Source organism: Halosegnis longus, assembly GCF_009663395.1.
GTDB classification, from domain to species: domain Archaea; phylum Halobacteriota; class Halobacteria; order Halobacteriales; family Haloarculaceae; genus Halosegnis; species Halosegnis longus.
This window is the reverse complement of sequence record NZ_QKNW01000001.1, coordinates 1,958,127-1,973,725: the sequence shown is the minus strand read 5'-3', so window position 1 is coordinate 1,973,725 and position 15,599 is coordinate 1,958,127. Positions and strand designations below refer to the sequence as shown.

Genomic DNA, 15,599 nt, shown 5'->3' with positions numbered 1-15,599 from the left:
CGAGTGGCCGGCATGCACCGGTCGCTGGGACTCGTACTCCCCGCGTACGACCCCGACACTGACCGGCTCGCGCGCTACGTCGACGCCCTCCACGAGACGCTCGCGCTCGAGACCATCAGAGTCGAACTCGACGCTCCCGACGAGCGGACGCGCTCTGCCGTCGCGGACCTCCCCGTCGAGGTACACAGCGTCCCCTACCGCCGCGGGAAGGGGGCGGCCATCACGGCCGGCTTCGAGTCGCTCGACACCGACGTGCGCTGCTTTTTAGACGCCGACGGCTCCACGCCGGCCCACGCCGCCGAGGAGATCATCGCACGCGTCGGGGACGGACTCGCCGTCGGCTCGCGCCGCCACCCCGACGCGAACGTCGTTGGCCACCAGACCGTCGCCCGGCGCTTCCTCGGCGACGGGTTCGCGTGGGTTGCCCGCCGGCTCCTCGCGGCCGACCTCTACGATTACCAGTGTGGCGCGAAAGCCATCACCGCCACCGCGTGGGCCGACGTGCGCGACCACCTCTACGAGCCGGGGTTCGCGTGGGATATCGAACTCGTCGCGATGACGGCCGCGCTCGGCTACGAGGTGCGGGAGGTTCCAATCGAGTGGGAAGACGCCCCCGGCTCGACGGTCGACCCGCTCCGAACCGCCGTGGACATGGGGCGGGCGCTGGTGGCGGCGCGCCACCGAGCGAAACGGGTGACGAACAGCCGACTCCACGACGCCCTCGCCGCCGGGCGCGAGGAGCCGGTCGCGCTGATCGAGCGCGAGGAACAGTGAATCGCCAACAGCTCCGGGCGCTGGTCGCGCGCGACCGCATCGGCAAGTTCCTCTCGGTGGGCGTCGTCGGGGCCGGCTTCGATATCACGACCGCGACCGTGCTCCGCGAGCTGGGCGTCTACCCCGAGCTCGCGGTCTTTGCCGGCATCGAGGTGGCCATCGTCGTGATGTTCCTCCTCAACGACCGGTTCACGTTCGCGGAGGAGGGTGCGGCCGGGCTGCCGGCGACCCTCCGTCGGCTCGCCACCTCGAACGTCGTCCGCGTCGGCGGTATCGCGGTCCAGCTCGGCGTGTTCCGGCTGCTGTATCGCGTGCCCGACATCACGCTCACGGTCGCCGGGGTGGACGCGTGGTTCGTCGCCGCGAAGGTGTCTGGCATCGGCGCAGGGATGGTCGTCAACTACGTCACCGAGAGCCTGTTCACGTGGCGTGTGACACGACACTAATCCCCATCCGGCGTGACGAAAGGCAACCCTTATCCGAACGCCTCGAATACGAGGAGGTAGCGGGATAGGATAGCCAGGAGATTCCGCCGGGCTCATAACCCGGAGATCGGTAGTTCAAATCTACTTCCCGCTACTTCCTCTCGGTTCGCACCGTTCAGCTGTCGTCTGGACGACGATTTATTTTCCAACCGGTCGTAGCTTCGGGTATGCACTACTTCGTTGCGTTCGACGGGACGCGACTCAGCGAGGAAGCGGTCCGACGGGTGCGGTCGATGGCACACGCCACTGACGACATCACCGTCGCGACGGCCATTCCGGACGGTGACGAGGAGTTCGCCCGCGAGCGCGGATGGCTCGCCGAGGACGACCCGTTCGAGATGGAGGCGGTCGTACGCAGCGCCCGCGAGGAAGCACTGTCGCTCGCGTCGGCCGCCGAGTTCGACGCCCTCCGTGTCGGTCACCACGCCCCATCAGGAGCCATCGGCTCGCGGCTCCGCCGACTCGTCCGGGATATCGACCCGGAGGTGGTCGTGGTCGGCAGCGAAAACGCCGGCCATCAGATGGACGCCGTCGGTTCCGTCGCCTCGTCCGTCATCGGCGGCGACAGCTACGACGTGTTAGTCGTGCGCCACGTCCGCGAGTAATCAGTCGAGCCCCAGCTCGGCCAGCAGCGTCTCGCCGGCGGCCTCCGAGGAGCCGGGACCGCGGGCCGTAATCAGGTCGCCGTCGACGGTGACTGACGTGTCGGCGTCGAGTTCGGCGTCCCAGTTGCCGCCGGCGGCTTTCACCTCGTCTTCGACCCAGTAGGGGAGCTTGCGCCCGTCGGGCATGCGGTCGTGCTCGTCGACGATGCCTTCCTCCCACTCGTTGGGGAAGCCGGTGACGTTGCGCCCGTCGACGAGGAATCCCCCGTCGTGGGTCCGAGTAAACGCGAGGATGCCGACGGCGTGACAGACGACGAGTGCCGTGCCGTCTGCGCCGTTTGCCGTGTCGCGGAGCAGTCGCCGGGCGTCGCGGTCCTGGTTCACGTCCCACTCGGTGCCGTGGCCGCCGGGGAAGACGACGGTGTCGTAGTCGTCGGCCTCGACCGTCGCAATCGGGACGGGGTCGTTCATCGCCTCGTTGTCCTCGTGGACGCCCATCGCGAACGCGGCCGTGTCCTCGCCGACGTTGTCGGGATCGACGGACCGCTCGTCGACGACCGGTTTGCCGCCCGACGGCGTCGCGACGGTCACGTCGACGCCCGCCTCTTCGAGCGTCGTCAGCGGCTCTGCACATTCTTCGCCCCAGTACCCCTCTTCGCTCACGACGAACAGTGCGGTTGTCATCACTCGTCGTTCTCGTGGCACGGGCAAAACCGTACTGGCAACGGAAGTGGCCGGGACGTTCAAGAGCCAAGCGAGCGTAGGCCGGCGTATGCCAGCAACCCTAGAAGTCGTCTGTACCCGCGACGACTGCGATTTGGATATGTTCAATCTCCACTACACGTACGACATGCCGGACGGCACGGGTGTCGAGGCGTTCACCTGTCCGTACTGTGGCCACGCCGACGGGCTGGAGGAACTCGACGCATGAGCGACCGCCCGGACATCGACATCCAGGAGATGGGCGAGTCGCTCGGCAAGCAACTGCTCTCGCGGGCCGGGCAGGTTTCCTCGCGCGTGCAGGAGGAGCGGCCGCTCGTCGCCGACGTGCTGGAGAGCGACGACGCGTATCTCGTCGTCTTCGACGCGCCCGGCGTCGAGATGGAGGACGTACAGGTGCGGTTCGAGGACGGCGGCGTCGAGGTGCGGCTCGACCGCTTTCGGGACGCGAGCGAGGAGTTCGAGATGGTGTTTCCCGGCCGCGGGCTGACGCTCGAAGGCCGTGCGGAGCTCCCGGACGGGAGCGTCGACCCCGAGGCCGCCGAGGCGACGCTGACCGCCGCCGGCACGCTCCACGTCGAGGTGCCGAAGCTGGAGACGGCGGCCGACGACGAGTAGCTACCGCCGCTCCACGTCCATTCCTTCGACGATTTCGAACGACTCGTCGCCACCGAAGCGCGTCGGGTCGAACGCCGACCACTCCTCGCCGAGCACCTGAGCCGCCAGTCGCTCCGCGATGGCCGGGGCGCGCATGAAGCCGTGGCCCTGCCAGCCGGTCGCGACGTACACGCCCGACTGGAGTTCGCCCACCAGCGGGTCGCCGTCCGGGGTCGCGGTGCAGAGGCCGGCCCACGACCGCGCCTCCGGCCACGACTCGCCGAGTGCCCGTTCCTGATACCCGGTCGCGTCGGCCCGAAACCAGTCGTCGGCCTCGCGCGTCCAGTCGTCGGGGTCCTGCTCCTCGGGGAGGGTGCCGTCCCCGACGAGGATGCCACCCTCGCGCGAGCGGAGATAGTAGCCGCCCGACGCGTCGAACAACATCGGCAGTTCGCGCTCGACTGGGTCGGTCACGAGCGCCTGCACCCGGTACGGCTTGACCGGAATCGGTGCGACATCCGACACCACGGCACGGGTGTGTGCGCCCGCAGCGACGACGACCGCGTCGTACCCCGCGATACCGTCGTCGGTCGCAATGTCACCCTCGGCGGTGACCTCCGCCGGCGTGTTCTCGCGAATCTCGACGCCGCGCTCGCGGGCGCGGTCGGCCGTCTCCGTCGTGTACCGTCCGGGGTCGACGTGACCGGCCGACTCCGCGACGGCCGCGACGGCAACGTCGTCCGTGACGAGAGCGGGGAATCGCTCGCCGAGTTCGGCCCCATCGAGAGTCGTCGCGTCGACACCGCGGTCGCGCATGAGTGCGGCTTGCTCGCGAATCTCGCTCGCGCGGCGGGCGTCCCGGTCCTCGCCGGTGTCGCGGGCGAGCCAGACGTACGGGCAGTCGGTGAGAGCGTCGGCTTCGCGAAAGCGGACGAGTGCGCGCCGGGCGATGCGGGCATCGCGGCGGTCGGAGAAGGCGTCGTAACAGAGCCCGGCGGCGCGACCCGTCGCTCCGCTGGCGACGCTGTCGGCCTCGTAGAGCGTGACGGTGGCGTCGGGCGCGAGGTCGTGGGCGAGCGTGACCCCGACCGCCCCGCCGCCGACGACGGCGACGTGCATACCCCCGAGTCCGTCGCCCGTCACTTCGCGCTATCGGTCCAGCACCGCGTCGAAACCGCGGGCCGGATAGCCGACGACGGTGTCGACACCGGCGTCCTTCAGTTCCGAGACGCGGTCGCCGACCGTCTCGGGCGTACCGACGAGCGCGAAGTCCGGCACTGCGCTGGTGAGCACCTCGCGGGCGCGACCGGTTGCGGTCGCGTCGGTGGCCCCGTCCTCGGGGAGCGCGCGGCGAACCGGGCCGCGCCGGGAGGCGTAGCTTCCCACCGCATCGAGGAGCGCGTCCTCGTCGTCGGTGAGGACGACCGGCGCGTAGAGGGCGATTTCGGCCTCGAAGCCGGCCGCGCGGAGCGCGCGCACCTCGCGGCGCGTCCCCCGCGAGAGGAGTTCGTACTGCGGCCCGCCGGCGGCCATCGCGATGCGCTCGACCCCCTCGGTTCCGACCCACGCCTCGGGAGCCTGTTCGCGGGCAGCGCCGAGTCGTGGCGCGACAGCGCGCTCCTGTTCGGCGTCGGTGAGATACGTCGGATTGCCGGCGACGAGGACGCGTTCGCCGGCCGCAAGCGGGAGGCGCGAGTCGTCGCCCAGCGGGTCGAAGCCGTCGGCGCGCACGGGCGTCGTCACCCGGAGGTCGTGGCCGTCGGCGAGGCGAGCGAGCGCGTCGGCGTCGGGAAACGCCTCGCGGCCCTCGTAGTCGACGTTGAGCAGGTCCGCGTCGAGGTCTGTGGCACGCGAGAGGTCGTGCTCGTGGGGCTTGAGAGCGATTCCGTCGAGACGGGCGGCGGCGAGGGGTTGGTCGGTGAGCATGCGAGAGCGAGAGCGGTCGTTACCCGACGGTCCGTCTGTGACGGCTAAGTGTCGTCGCTTCCCGCGAACGTTGTCACGGCAGGCCGAACACCTCCCGGGCGGCGGTGTGGACGGCCGACTGGTCGGCCGCCGGCGCGTAGACGCCGAGTCGCCACTGCGAGCGCCGGGTCGCCCGCAGCGCGGAGACGAGGTCGGAGGCCTGTTCGAGTCGCTGGACGACGCCCCCGACGACGACCCGGGTCCGGGACTCCTTCAGCTTCGGCCGCGATGGCACGTCCACGATGACGTGTTCGCGGTCGACGCCGGCGCGGTCGGCGATTTCGCGGGCGGCCTGTCGCTCGTCGGCCCGCGAGAGGTCGGTCAGGGCGTCGGGGACGGTGTCGAGGCCGGCCCACACGGCGCGCTTGTAGAGGTCGCGGCGTTCGATGCGCCCGCCGAGGTCGGGCACGTTCTTCCGGAGGGCGACGAGCAGGTCGTGGTCGGCCATCCGCGCGAACGTCTCGATGTCGGTGTCGCCGTCGAGCAGGCGTTCACAGGCGCGCTCGAGCATCGCGCCAGCGATGCGCGAGACGTGGTGGCGATACACCGTCCCGTCCATCAGCGTCCGGGCGAGCAGCAGCGACTCGGCCGTCTGGACGTTCCCCTCCGCGAGCACGAGTTGGTCGTCGCGCAGTCGGAGGTCACGCACCAGCCGGCCGTGGTCGATTGTGCCGTACGGCACGCCCGTGTGGTGGGCGTCCCGCACCAGGTAGTCCATCCGGTCCACGTCGAGTTCGCCGGCGACGAGCTGACCGAGCGGTCGCTCTCCGCGGACGAGCGCGGCCACGCGGTCGGGGTCGATGTCGTGGGCGTCGAGCACGCCCGCGAGTTCCGTCTCGTACAGCAGGTCGCCGAGTTCGTCGTGGTCGCGGCCGGTGTGGCGTTTGATGACCGTCTCCGTCTGGTGGCCGTACGGGCCGTGGCCGACGTCGTGAAGCAGCGCGGCCGCCCGGACGGCCTTCGCGCGGTCGTCGTCGATCCCCAGCGAGTCGAGGGCGGTGCGAGCGAGGTGGTAGACGCCGAGCGAGTGTTCGAAGCGGGTGTGCGAGGCAGACGGGTAGACGAGCCGGACGGTCGAGAGCTGCTTGATGTGACGGAGCCGCTGGAAGGCCGCCGTGTCGAGTAGGTCCGTCGCGACCGAATCGAGGGGTATCCAGTCGTGGACGGAGTCCTTGATGGCGTTCATACCGGCGTGTCGGGCGGGGACGGTTTGGCCGTTCGGATTCGCGAGTGAGACGACGAAACCCCCAAGCCGACGGGTGAACGAACACGGGTATGGTAACGTTCCTCGCCGGCGGCACGGGGACGCCGAAACTCCTCCACGGAGCCGCAGCGACGTTTCCGCCCGCCGACACGCCCGTGGTCGCCAACACCGGCGACGACGTCGAACTCGCGGGCCACCTCGTCTGTCCGGACCTCGATACGCAACTGTTTGCCGACGCCGGCGAACTCGACACCGAGACGTGGTGGGGACTCGCCGACGAGACGACCGAAACCCACGACGCGCTCCACGAGTTCGCCGAGCGCGCCGGACTCGGAACCGACCCCCGGTATCTCGACGCCGAGGCACAGACGAGCGGTCGGCGACTCGCCCGCTGGCGACGGTTCTCGGGCGTCGGTGAGTTCATGCTCATCGGCGACCGCGACCGCGCCGTCCACCTCACCCGGACGGGCCGGCTGGACGAGGGCGACACCCTGACCGAGGCGACGGCCGTGTTGCGCGAGGCGCTCGGCGTCGAGCGCACGATTCTCCCGATGAGCGACGACCCCGTCGCGACCATCATCCACACGCCCGACGGCGAACAGCACTTCCAGGAGTGGTGGGTCGCGAACGGCGGAGAACCGGCCGTCGAGGAGGTGGAGTTCCGGGGGGCAGACGAGGCCGAGCCGACGCCCGAGGTGGTGGACGCGCTCGCCGAGCCGGTGGTCATCGGCCCGTCGAATCCGGTTACCTCACTCGGCCCGATGCTCGCGATGGAATCGTTCCGCGAGGCGCTCGGTTCGACGCCCGTCGTCGCCGTCTCCCCGTTCGTCGGCGACGAGGTGTTTTCCGGCCCCGCCGGGAAGCTGATGGCCGCGACGGGTCGCGAGCCGTCGACCGCCGGCGTCGCCTCGGTGTACGAGTTCGCCGACGCGTTCGTCCTCGACGCCGAAGACGACACCGACCTCGCGCGTCCGACCGTCCGCACCGACACGACACTCGATACGCCGGAGGACAGCGCCCGGGTCGCGCGTGCCGTCGAGCGCGCACTCGGGGAGGTGACCTGATGTTCACGCCGCCGCTCGCGCTCGCGTCGCTCTCCGGTGAGGCCGACGCCGCGTGGGCCGAAGCCGGGAGCGAGTGGGCCGGCTGTGCGTTCGTGGGTGGCGTCTCGCTCGACGCGTCGACCCGCGAGGCCGCCCGCGAACTGGTGGCCCGCGACCGCTCGGAGTTTCTCCCCGCGGACCCGATTGCGTTCATCGACGACCAGCTCGCGGCGCTCGCGGACGTGGCTCTCCGACCCGGTGTAAACGTCCGGGCGACGAGCACCGACCCGCTCCGCGAGGCGGCCCGCGTCGCCGCCGACCGCGATGCGATACTGGAGGTGAACGCCCACTGCCGACAGGAGGAACTCTGTGCGGTCGGGGCCGGCGAGACGCTCCTGCGAGACACGGACCGACTCCGTGAGTACGTCCGCGTCGCCAGCGAGACCGGTGCGGCAGTCGGGGTGAAACTGCGCGCCGAGACCGGTGTCGACCTGCCGACCCTCGCCAGCGACCTCGAAGCCGCGGGTGCCGACTGTCTCCACGTCGACTGCATGGACACCGAGTCGGTCGTCGGTGACATCGCCGACGCCTGCGACTGCTTTCTCATCGCGAACAACGGGGTGCGCGACCGAGCGACCGTCCGCGAGTATCTCGACTACGGGGCCGACGCCGTGAGCGTCGGGCGACCGTCGGACAGCCCGCGCGTGCTCGAACGGGTCCACGACGCGCTGCCGGAGGTGACTCGCGCGTGAGTCGAACCCACGCCGAGCAGGCAGAGCTCGCGCTCCTGCTCGAAGTCGCCGGCACACCGAAGCCGGGAAACGTCGACCGCCACCGCGACCACGAGGACCTCCGGTTCGAACACTTCCTCGCGGGTTCGGTCGGGGCGGGCGAAGGGCTTCGCGCGGCCGCCGCGGGTGAGCCGGTCGGCGAGGCCTTCGAGACCGCCGTCGCGGGCATGGCCGAACAGGAGGGCGGCAACACGCAGTTCGGCTGTCTGCTCCTGCTCGTGCCACTCGTCCGGGCTGCGGGCGCGGGCGAGCTGACGCGCGACGGCGTGCGCGAGGTGTGCGAGGCGACCACGGTGGCCGACGCCGCCGGCTTCTATCGCGCCTTCGAACACGTCGACGTGGCGCTCGCCGACCCGCCGGCCGAGCTGGACGAGTTAGACGCCAGACGCGGGAGCGACGCCGTTCCGGCCCTCGAACGCAACGGCGTGACCCTGTACGACGTGATGGTCCACTCGGAGAGTGACGGCAACGCCGCCGAGTGGACGAACGGCTTCCCGCGGGCGTTCCGCGAGGCCGACCGCATCCTCGACGGCGACGGTCCCGTGCTGGACCGCGCGAGCCGCGCATTCCTGCGACTGCTCGCCGCGGAAGAAGACGGGTTCGTGCGCCAGCAGTCCGGGCCGAAGGCGGCGCGGGAGGCGACCCGCCGGGCACAGGCCTGTCTCGACGGGGAGGAGGACCCCGAACGGGTGGCCGAGGAGTTCGTTGAGCGGGGAATCAATCCGGGGACGACGGCCGACATTACGTGTGCGTCGCTGTACGTCGCCCTCGAACGGGGGTTGTCCGTGTGAGCGACTGGCCGGCCGACTGGGACGGCGTGACGGAGACCGTGGTGACGACCCGCGGGCCGAACGACCGCTGGAACGTGGCCGCGCTCGGCGTCCACGCGGGCGACCCGGCGACGGCACGGACGTGGGGTCGGACCCGGACGTGGCGCAACTTCCGTGAGCGCGGGCGCGGCTACGTCCAGTTCACGCGCGACCCCGTCGACTTCGTGGAGGCGGCCTGCTCGATACGCGAGGAAGAGGAGCCGATACTCGCGTCCGCGAGCGCGTGGGCCGAGGTGCGCGTCGCACAGACGGACGCGGGCGAGGAGGACGGCACCAAGTGGGTCGATTGGGAACTCCGGGTGGAGGCGAGCGAGGTGCGCGAGCGAGTCGTTCCGACGGTGTCGCGCGCTCACGCCGCGGTGGTGGAGGCGACGGTCGCGGCCTCCCGGCTCGGCGTGGCTGGCTACGACGACGAGACGCTACGCGAGCGAATCGCCTTCTGCGAGTCGGTGGTCGAGCGCGCCGGGGGCAACCGCGAGCGCGAGGCGTGGCGACGGTTCGAGGCGCTGACCGAGTAGTTCGAGAGTCGAACGCTTTTTATCCGGGCAAGGAGTCCTTCTTGATAAGATGCCTATCAAACCGGCCTACATCAAGAAGCTCGCCCGCGCGCTCATCGAACGATACGACGAGGCGTTCAGCACCGACTTCGAGCACAACAAGGAGGTCGTCACCGCCGTCACGAACGTCGAGTCGAAGGGCGTCCGCAACCGCATCGCCGGCTACATCACCCGCAAGCAGCGAAGCGCCGCCTACGCTGCCGCGTAATCGCACGACATCTCTGCTGGCGCACGCGCGCCGCCTCACTGCCGCGTACTCTTCTCACCGCTCCCGTCGCTCACGCCGAGCGTTCCGGCTCCGCAAACTACTTGACTGACTAGTTAGTCAGTTAGGGTAGATGGACGACGAGACGGAGGCGGCGGTGATGGCCGCGACCTCGCGTGCGCTGTGCGAGCACGGCTACGCCGACCTCACGATGCAGCGTATCGCCGACGAGTGGGACAAATCGAAGGCGGCCCTCCACTACCACTACGACACGAAGGAGGAGCTGCTGGAGTCGTTTCTCGACTGGACCATCGCGCGGTTCGACTCCCGGCTCGCGTGTGAGGCCGCCGACCCTCGCGAGCGGCTCGACACCTTCGTCGAGGCGCTGTTCGGGCCCGCAGAGGAAAGCGACGGCAGCTTCGCCATCGCGCTGCTCGCGATGAAGGCCCAAGCGCCACACTCCGAGACCTACCGCGACCGCCTCGCCGAGATGGACGCCCGGATGCGGGAGACGCTCGCCGAGACCATCCGTGACGGCATCGAGGCGGGCCAGTTCCGCGAGGTCGATCCCGAGGACACCGCGCGGTTCGCCGCCACGGCCATCAACGGCTCGCACGTCCGCCGGGTCGCGCTCGACGAGCGACCGGCCGAGGCTCGCCGGCTGTTCGAGCAGTATCTCGACGCGACGCTCGGCCGCGAACAGGCCCCGGAGGTGCCCGTCTGATGGGGCTGTTCCCCGGGAAGGAAGACCTCGAACTCACAGAGGGCGGCGTCGCGAAGCCGCTCTTCTTCCTCGCGCTCCCCATCGTCATCACGAATCTGCTCCAGACGGCGTACAATCTGGCCGACACGTTCTGGCTGGGCCAGTACTCCAACACCGCGCTGGCCGCGATTTCGTTCGCGTTCCCGATGGTGTTTCTATTCATCTCGCTCGGGCTCGGTATCTCGGTGGCGGGGAGCGTCCTCGTCGCACAAAACACCGGCCGCGGCGACGAGCGACAGGCCGAGTACGCCGCCGCACAGACGGTCGTCTTCGCGCTTACCGCCTCTGCCATACTTGGGTTCATCGGCTTCTTCATCGTCGACGACCTGTTGACCATCTTCGGGGCCGCGCCGGCGACGCTGGTCGAGGCGACGAAGTACATGAAGGTCATCACGCTCGGCCTGCCGGCGATGTTCGGCTTCTTCATCTTCATCTCGCTGATGCGCGGCTACGGCGACACCGTGACGCCGATGCTCGTCATGCTGGTGACGGTCATCCTCAACGTCGTCCTCGACCCGTTCCTCATCAACGGCTGGGTCTTCTTCCCCGAACTCGGCATCGAGGGGGCCGCCTACGCCACCGTCTTCTCGCGGGTCGTCGCCACCGTCGCCGGCTTCGGCATCATGTTCTCCGGCAAACGGGGCGTCAGGATACGCGTCTCGGATATGAAGCCGGACTTCGGCTATCTGCGCGAGATTCTCAACATCGGCGTGCCCGCCTCCGTCGAGGGCGTGAGCCGGTCGCTGTCGGTGAATCTCCTGCTCATCATCGTCGGCACCTTCGCCACGGAGGTCGTCTCCGGCTACGGCATCGGCGTGCGCGTCTTCTCGGTCATCTTCCTGCCGGCGATTGCCGTCGCGCGCGGCGTCGAGACGATGGCGGGCCAGAACATCGGGGCCGGGAAGCCGGACCGCGCGGAGACGGCCGCCGACGTGGCCGCCGTCGCCACGTTCCTCATCCTCGGTGCCGTCGGGGTGCTCGTCTTCCTCTTTCCCGAGCCGATTATCCGCGTGTTCACCGACCCGTCGAATCCGGGGACCGAACAGGTCGTCGCGACGGGCGCACAGTTCCTCCGGTACGTCGCCCTGACCTTCGGCTTCATCGGCGTCGTCCGCGCGTACACGGGGGCATTCCGCGGTGCGGGCCAGACGCTCGTGTCGGCGGTCATCACCATCACCTTCCTCGGTCTCATCCGGCTCCCGGTCGCGGCGGGGCTGGCACTCGGTATCGGCGGGGTCTACACGCTCCCGCTCGTCGGCGTGACGCTCACCGTTCCGCAGGTGGTCACGGCGATTGGACCGGCCGGCATCTGGTGGGGCTTCGTTGTCTCCAACGTCGTGGGCGCGCTGCTCGCGTTAGCGTGGTTCAAGCGCGGCCGCTGGCGGGACGCGGAGCTTCGCGGCTCCGAGTCGGCACCGACGGACGCCGACGACATGGACGCCGCCGCAAGCGACGACTGACGGTCGGCAACGCCTTCCCGTGACGACACGGTTTTGAGTCGGCCCGTCCGAGGTTCGCCAATGGTAGACGTTGGCATTCTCGGCGCAACCGGTGCGGTCGGACAGCGACTCATTCAGCTGCTCGAACCCCACCCGGAGTTCGACATCGCGACGCTCACCGCCTCCCCGGCATCGGCGGGCAAGACGTACAAGGAGGCCGCCAAGTGGCGGGCGGACACCCCCATGCCCGATTCCGTGACCGATATCGAGGTCGCAGCCACCGAGCCGGACGCAATCGACGACGACGTGACGCTGCTGTTCTCCTCGCTCCCCTCCGGCGTCGGTGCCGAGGTCGAACCCGACCTCGCGGAAGCCGGCTACGTGATCTCTTCGAATTCCTCGAACGCCCGGATGGCCGACGACGTGCCTCTCATCATCCCCGAGGTGAACGCCGACCACCTCGGACTCATCGACGTCCAGCGCGACGAGCGCGGCTGGGACGGCGCACTCCTGAAGAATCCGAACTGCTCGACGATTACGATGGTGCCCACCTTGGCCGCGCTCGACCAGTACGGGCTCGACTCCGTGCGCGTCTCCACCCTGCAGGCGGTCTCGGGGGCCGGCTACTCCGGCGTCACCTCGATGGAGATCATCGACAACGCCATCCCGCACATCGGCGGCGAGGAACAGAAGATGGAGTCGGAGTCGCGCAAGCTGCTCGGTGAGTTCAACGGCGCGGAGGTCGTCCTCCACTCGATGGACGTGGCCGCCTCCTGTAACCGGATTCCGACCATCGACGGCCACCTAGAGAACGTCTGGGCCGACACGAGCGACGACGTGACCCCGGAAGAGGTCTCCGCGGCGATGTCGGCGTACCCGTCCGCGACGCTCCCCTCCTCGCCCGAGCGGCTCATCCACACGTTCGAGGAACTGGACCGGCCACAGCCGCGACTCGACCGGAACCGCGGCGACGGGATGGCCGTCTCCGCGGGCGGGTTCCGCCGGACCGAGGGCGGCGTCCAGTACAACTGTCTCGCCCACAACACGATTCGGGGCGCGGCCGGCGCGTCGGTGCTCAACGGCGAACTGCTGTTGGAGGAAGGCTACCTGTAGTGGCCGACGCCACCGTCGTCGAGTTCGACACCGCGGGCGCGGCCGCCGACGAGCGGCTCGTCCGCGAGTACCTGCTCTCGGCGCGCGACCGCCTGCTCTCGACTGACGCCTGCGAGCGCTGCGGCTTCCTGCGGTACGGCCACGACCCCGGCCGGCCGGGCGGACAGGTCCGGCTCCACCTCCGGGGCGAGGTCGACCTGCTCGTCGCCGCCGAGCGCGACCGCTGGGACGAGCTCGTCGAGGAGGGGTTGGCTCACTCGTGGCGAGAGGTCGGTCCCGACGACGACACCGAGACGTTCGGTCCCCGCGGCGACGCACTCGTCGATGACCTCCAGTTTCTCGCGACGGCGATGGCCCGGCCCCTCTACGAGGAGTACGCCGACCTCACCGACCTCGCGCCCGTCGACACCTACCCCGACGATGGCCCCGTGCCGGCGGGGTGGTGGACGCTGCTCCACTTCGTCTCGAACCACCGCGCGCTGACGGCCCGCGAGGAAGTCGACGCCTCCTTCCAGGCGGTGCGGAATCGGCTGCTCTCGCTGGGCGCGCGCGACCCGACGCAGGCAGAGCGGAAAATCGAGTCGCTCCAGGACGACCTCGATGACCTGCGGGCGGAAATCGAGTCGACCCGCGAGTAGCTGACGCTCGCCGGACCTATTCGCGGATGAGTTCCCCCCGGAGCCGCGGGGCGACGCCGCCCGCGTAGGCACCGATACCGGCGATGATGGTCCAACAGCTCCCGGCGATAAGCCCGGTCGTCGCGTCGGGGTACTCGAAGACGACATCGAACCGAGAAAGCTCCGTCGCCGCGAGCCGATTGAGCCCGTTGAAGACGCCGTACGGCTCGTTCGCGAAGAAGACGAGCACGATAGCCGCGCCCGCAACGCCGCCGGCGAGCGACCCGGCGAGCAGGCCGTGGTGGTCGGTGCGGTCCTCCGCGAGCGTGCCCGCGACGACGCCCGCGACGACGCCCGTCCCGAACAGCAGCGGCAGCGAGGCGGCGGGTAGTTCGTGGAGCGTCGGCGTGAACGCGAGCACGGCGAGGTAGCCGACGCCGGCACCCCAGCCGGCGAGGACGGCCCCACGGTTGGTCATACCGAGTCATGGAGCGAGAGGCAGTTGTACGTAGCGGTGCCGTCGGATTCATGTCGGCGGCGCGCGCGCGAAGGGAGTATGGAGATACTCCACACCTGTCTGAACGTCGCGGACGCCGACGAGACCATCGCCTTCTACGAGCAGTTCGGGTTCGAGGAGAGCTGGTCGTTCGAGGCGGGCGACACCGAAAACCGCTACATCGCCGACGACGACGGCGTCGAGCTTCAGCTCTCGGACACCGAGGGAGACACCGAGTTCGACCAGGGGACCGCGTGGGACCACCTCGCCATCCGCGTCGACGACGTGGACGCCACCTTCGAGCGCGTCGAGAACCACGGCGTCGTGCAGGAGCCGGGCGACCAGCCGGCCGCCGGCGCGCGCACCGCCTTCATCGAGGACCCGGACGGCCACGTGCTCGAACTCATCGAGCCGCTCGAGTGAGACTCGACTAGGGTTCGATGACGACGTTGTCGAGGTCGACGCTCCAGTCGCCCTGCTCCACGCGGTCGACGTTCGTGGCGACAATCTCGGCCAACCGTTCATAATAACGGGGCGTCGACCCCGCGTTGTGCGGCGTGATCTGTACCGATGAGAGCGTCCAGAGCGGATGCTCCGGGGGAAGCGGCTCGGGGTCGGTCACGTCGAGGGTGGCCCCGCCGATGCGGCCGTTGCGAATCGCCTCCAGCAGCGCGTCGGTGTCCACGACCGGGCCGCGCGCGACGTTGACGAGAATCGACTCCGTGGGCATCGTCGCGAACTCCGCGTCCCCGATAAGTCCGCGGGTCGCGTCCGTGAGCGGGCACGCGAGCACGACCGCGTCCGAGTCCGCGAGCGCGTCGTGGAGGCTGTCGGGACCGAGGACCGTATCTGCGGGCCCGCCGAGGTCGGGCGAGGCCCGGATGCCGATTGTCTCCACGTCGAACGGGTCGAGTCGCTCGACGACGGCTCGTCCGATGTTGCCGAGGCCGACGACGGTGACGGTCGACCCGGCGAGTTCGGTCACGGGCATCGGCTGCCACTCTCGGCGTTCCTGGTGGCGGTACGCCTGCTGGAAGTTGCGGACGTGAGAAAGCAGCGCGCCGACGACGTACTCGCCGATGTTGGGCGCGTGGACGCCGGTGGCGTTCGTCAGCCCGACGCCGTGTGACTCGAGCGCGTCGAGGGGGAGGTGGCCGTGGCCGGCGTACGCGCCGGCGAAGAGTCGCAGGGCCTCGGCGCGGTCGAGCAGGTCAGCGGTGATGTCCGTCCCGGTCGCGACGACCGCGTCGGTGATTTCGGCGCGTTCCTCGTCGGGAGTGCGCGCGTGGACGACCTCGTGGTCGGGGAGGCGGTCGCGCAACTCGACGGCGTAGTCGCTCGCGTTCGTTCCGTGGACGCCCTCGCGCAAGACGAGAATCTTCATACGCGAGCCTC

21 protein-coding genes and 1 tRNA gene are annotated in these 15,599 nt (G+C 69.7%); 16 read left to right on the top strand and 6 right to left on the bottom strand.

Features of this window, described 5'->3' with window-relative positions; translation table 11 throughout:
- Positions 1 to 12: 12 nt before the first annotated feature.
- The 4 genes from DM818_RS10650 (at position 13) to DM818_RS10635 (ending at position 1,864) form a co-directional block, all read left to right on the top strand.
- On the top strand, positions 13 to 774 hold the full coding sequence (locus tag DM818_RS10650; RefSeq protein WP_123124229.1) for a glycosyltransferase: 762 nt from the start codon (positions 13 to 15) through the stop codon (positions 772 to 774).
- The gene (locus DM818_RS10645; RefSeq protein ID WP_075936754.1) at positions 771 to 1,220 is read left to right on the top strand and encodes a GtrA family protein; all 450 of its coding nucleotides are present in this window, start codon (positions 771 to 773) and stop codon (positions 1,218 to 1,220) included. The genes DM818_RS10650 and DM818_RS10645 overlap by 4 nt, the downstream gene beginning before the upstream one ends.
- A 58-nt stretch (positions 1,221 to 1,278) precedes the next feature.
- Positions 1,279 to 1,353: transfer RNA gene (locus DM818_RS10640), tRNA-Met, on the top strand.
- A gap of 73 nt (positions 1,354 to 1,426) precedes the next feature.
- On the top strand, positions 1,427 to 1,864 hold the full coding sequence (locus tag DM818_RS10635; RefSeq protein ID WP_123124230.1) for a universal stress protein: 438 nt from the start codon (positions 1,427 to 1,429) through the stop codon (positions 1,862 to 1,864).
- Here DM818_RS10635 and DM818_RS10630 read toward each other — a convergent pair whose 3' ends face one another.
- Positions 1,865 to 2,548, bottom strand: coding sequence for a type 1 glutamine amidotransferase domain-containing protein (locus DM818_RS10630; protein WP_123124231.1), 684 nt, complete (start codon positions 2,546 to 2,548; stop codon positions 1,865 to 1,867). It abuts the gene before it with no gap.
- Between the two features lie 88 nt (positions 2,549 to 2,636).
- Between DM818_RS10630 and DM818_RS15015 the strand changes: the two genes are divergently transcribed.
- Complete coding sequence (locus tag DM818_RS15015) at positions 2,637 to 2,795, top strand: DUF7559 family protein (RefSeq protein WP_172967056.1); 159 nt, start codon at positions 2,637 to 2,639, stop codon at positions 2,793 to 2,795.
- The gene (locus DM818_RS10625; RefSeq protein WP_123124232.1) at positions 2,792 to 3,202 is read left to right on the top strand and encodes an Hsp20/alpha crystallin family protein; all 411 of its coding nucleotides are present in this window, start codon (positions 2,792 to 2,794) and stop codon (positions 3,200 to 3,202) included. Before DM818_RS15015 ends, DM818_RS10625 begins: the two co-directional genes overlap by 4 nt.
- Here the strand turns inward: DM818_RS10625 and DM818_RS10620 are convergent, their stop codons facing one another.
- The 3 genes from DM818_RS10620 to DM818_RS10610 form a co-directional block, all read right to left on the bottom strand.
- Positions 3,203 to 4,300, bottom strand: coding sequence for an NAD(P)/FAD-dependent oxidoreductase (locus tag DM818_RS10620; RefSeq protein ID WP_123124615.1), 1,098 nt, complete (start codon positions 4,298 to 4,300; stop codon positions 3,203 to 3,205).
- Between the two features lie 30 nt (positions 4,301 to 4,330).
- The gene (locus DM818_RS10615) at positions 4,331 to 5,107 is read right to left on the bottom strand and encodes a DUF7388 family protein (RefSeq protein WP_123124233.1); all 777 of its coding nucleotides are present in this window, start codon (positions 5,105 to 5,107) and stop codon (positions 4,331 to 4,333) included.
- A gap of 73 nt (positions 5,108 to 5,180) precedes the next feature.
- A complete protein-coding gene (locus DM818_RS10610; RefSeq protein ID WP_075936760.1) occupies positions 5,181 to 6,332 on the bottom strand; it encodes an HD domain-containing protein in 1,152 nt (383 codons plus the stop codon).
- An 89-nt stretch (positions 6,333 to 6,421) separates the two neighbouring features.
- On the opposite strand from DM818_RS10610, the gene cofD reads away from it, so the two are divergent.
- From cofD to DM818_RS10565, 9 genes are all read left to right on the top strand, one after another.
- Positions 6,422 to 7,414, top strand: a complete 993-nt coding sequence (gene cofD, locus DM818_RS10605) for a 2-phospho-L-lactate transferase (RefSeq protein WP_123124234.1) — start codon at positions 6,422 to 6,424, stop codon at positions 7,412 to 7,414.
- Complete coding sequence (locus DM818_RS10600) at positions 7,414 to 8,145, top strand: tRNA-dihydrouridine synthase (RefSeq protein ID WP_123124235.1); 732 nt, start codon at positions 7,414 to 7,416, stop codon at positions 8,143 to 8,145. The genes cofD and DM818_RS10600 overlap by 1 nt, the downstream gene beginning before the upstream one ends.
- Complete coding sequence (locus tag DM818_RS10595; protein ID WP_123124236.1) at positions 8,142 to 8,975, top strand: triphosphoribosyl-dephospho-CoA synthase; 834 nt, start codon at positions 8,142 to 8,144, stop codon at positions 8,973 to 8,975. The genes DM818_RS10600 and DM818_RS10595 overlap by 4 nt, the downstream gene beginning before the upstream one ends.
- On the top strand, positions 8,972 to 9,532 hold the full coding sequence (locus DM818_RS10590) for a DUF447 domain-containing protein (protein ID WP_075936764.1): 561 nt from the start codon (positions 8,972 to 8,974) through the stop codon (positions 9,530 to 9,532). Before DM818_RS10595 ends, DM818_RS10590 begins: the two co-directional genes overlap by 4 nt.
- Positions 9,533 to 9,581: 49 nt before the next feature.
- The gene (locus DM818_RS10585) at positions 9,582 to 9,779 is read left to right on the top strand and encodes a 30S ribosomal protein S17e (protein WP_075936765.1); all 198 of its coding nucleotides are present in this window, start codon (positions 9,582 to 9,584) and stop codon (positions 9,777 to 9,779) included.
- Positions 9,780 to 9,909: 130 nt separating this feature from the next.
- The gene (locus DM818_RS10580) at positions 9,910 to 10,500 is read left to right on the top strand and encodes a TetR/AcrR family transcriptional regulator (protein ID WP_075936766.1); all 591 of its coding nucleotides are present in this window, start codon (positions 9,910 to 9,912) and stop codon (positions 10,498 to 10,500) included.
- Positions 10,500 to 11,999, top strand: coding sequence for an MATE family efflux transporter (locus DM818_RS10575; RefSeq protein WP_123124238.1), 1,500 nt, complete (start codon positions 10,500 to 10,502; stop codon positions 11,997 to 11,999). Before DM818_RS10580 ends, DM818_RS10575 begins: the two co-directional genes overlap by 1 nt.
- A gap of 60 nt (positions 12,000 to 12,059) precedes the next feature.
- A complete protein-coding gene (gene asd, locus DM818_RS10570) occupies positions 12,060 to 13,091 on the top strand; it encodes an aspartate-semialdehyde dehydrogenase (protein WP_075936768.1) in 1,032 nt (343 codons plus the stop codon).
- Positions 13,091 to 13,729: a hypothetical protein gene (locus DM818_RS10565; protein WP_075936769.1), complete on the top strand. Its 639-nt coding sequence runs from the start codon at positions 13,091 to 13,093 to the stop codon at positions 13,727 to 13,729. Before asd ends, DM818_RS10565 begins: the two co-directional genes overlap by 1 nt.
- A 16-nt stretch (positions 13,730 to 13,745) precedes the next feature.
- Here DM818_RS10565 and DM818_RS10560 read toward each other — a convergent pair whose 3' ends face one another.
- Positions 13,746 to 14,186, bottom strand: a complete 441-nt coding sequence (locus tag DM818_RS10560; RefSeq protein WP_075936770.1) for a hypothetical protein — start codon at positions 14,184 to 14,186, stop codon at positions 13,746 to 13,748.
- Positions 14,187 to 14,264: 78 nt separating this feature from the next.
- On the opposite strand from DM818_RS10560, the gene DM818_RS10555 reads away from it, so the two are divergent.
- Entirely contained in the window at positions 14,265 to 14,627 is a 363-nt protein-coding gene (locus DM818_RS10555) for a VOC family protein (RefSeq protein WP_075936771.1), read from the top strand.
- 7 nt (positions 14,628 to 14,634) lie between these two features.
- Here DM818_RS10555 and DM818_RS10550 read toward each other — a convergent pair whose 3' ends face one another.
- The gene (locus DM818_RS10550) at positions 14,635 to 15,588 is read right to left on the bottom strand and encodes a D-2-hydroxyacid dehydrogenase (protein WP_075936772.1); all 954 of its coding nucleotides are present in this window, start codon (positions 15,586 to 15,588) and stop codon (positions 14,635 to 14,637) included.
- Between the last annotated feature and the right edge of the window lie 11 nt (positions 15,589 to 15,599).

Coding starts and splice junctions, on each gene's coding strand:
- DM818_RS10650 (WP_123124229.1), top strand. CDS start 13: ATGCACCGGTCGCTGGGACTCGTACTCCCCGCGTACGACCCCGACACT.
- DM818_RS10635 (WP_123124230.1), top strand. CDS start 1,427: ATGCACTACTTCGTTGCGTTCGACGGGACGCGACTCAGCGAGGAAGCG.
- DM818_RS10630 (WP_123124231.1), bottom strand. CDS start 2,548: ATGACAACCGCACTGTTCGTCGTGAGCGAAGAGGGGTACTGGGGCGAA.
- DM818_RS15015 (WP_172967056.1), top strand. CDS start 2,637: ATGCCAGCAACCCTAGAAGTCGTCTGTACCCGCGACGACTGCGATTTG.
- DM818_RS10625 (WP_123124232.1), top strand. CDS start 2,792: ATGAGCGACCGCCCGGACATCGACATCCAGGAGATGGGCGAGTCGCTC.
- DM818_RS10620 (WP_123124615.1), bottom strand. CDS start 4,300: ATGCACGTCGCCGTCGTCGGCGGCGGGGCGGTCGGGGTCACGCTCGCC.
- DM818_RS10615 (WP_123124233.1), bottom strand. CDS start 5,107: ATGCTCACCGACCAACCCCTCGCCGCCGCCCGTCTCGACGGAATCGCT.
- DM818_RS10610 (WP_075936760.1), bottom strand. CDS start 6,332: ATGAACGCCATCAAGGACTCCGTCCACGACTGGATACCCCTCGATTCG.
- cofD (WP_123124234.1), top strand. CDS start 6,422: ATGGTAACGTTCCTCGCCGGCGGCACGGGGACGCCGAAACTCCTCCAC.
- DM818_RS10600 (WP_123124235.1), top strand. CDS start 7,414: ATGTTCACGCCGCCGCTCGCGCTCGCGTCGCTCTCCGGTGAGGCCGAC.
- DM818_RS10585 (WP_075936765.1), top strand. CDS start 9,582: ATGCCTATCAAACCGGCCTACATCAAGAAGCTCGCCCGCGCGCTCATC.
- DM818_RS10580 (WP_075936766.1), top strand. CDS start 9,910: ATGGACGACGAGACGGAGGCGGCGGTGATGGCCGCGACCTCGCGTGCG.
- DM818_RS10575 (WP_123124238.1), top strand. CDS start 10,500: ATGGGGCTGTTCCCCGGGAAGGAAGACCTCGAACTCACAGAGGGCGGC.
- asd (WP_075936768.1), top strand. CDS start 12,060: ATGGTAGACGTTGGCATTCTCGGCGCAACCGGTGCGGTCGGACAGCGA.
- DM818_RS10560 (WP_075936770.1), bottom strand. CDS start 14,186: ATGACCAACCGTGGGGCCGTCCTCGCCGGCTGGGGTGCCGGCGTCGGC.
- DM818_RS10555 (WP_075936771.1), top strand. CDS start 14,265: ATGGAGATACTCCACACCTGTCTGAACGTCGCGGACGCCGACGAGACC.
- DM818_RS10550 (WP_075936772.1), bottom strand. CDS start 15,588: ATGAAGATTCTCGTCTTGCGCGAGGGCGTCCACGGAACGAACGCGAGC.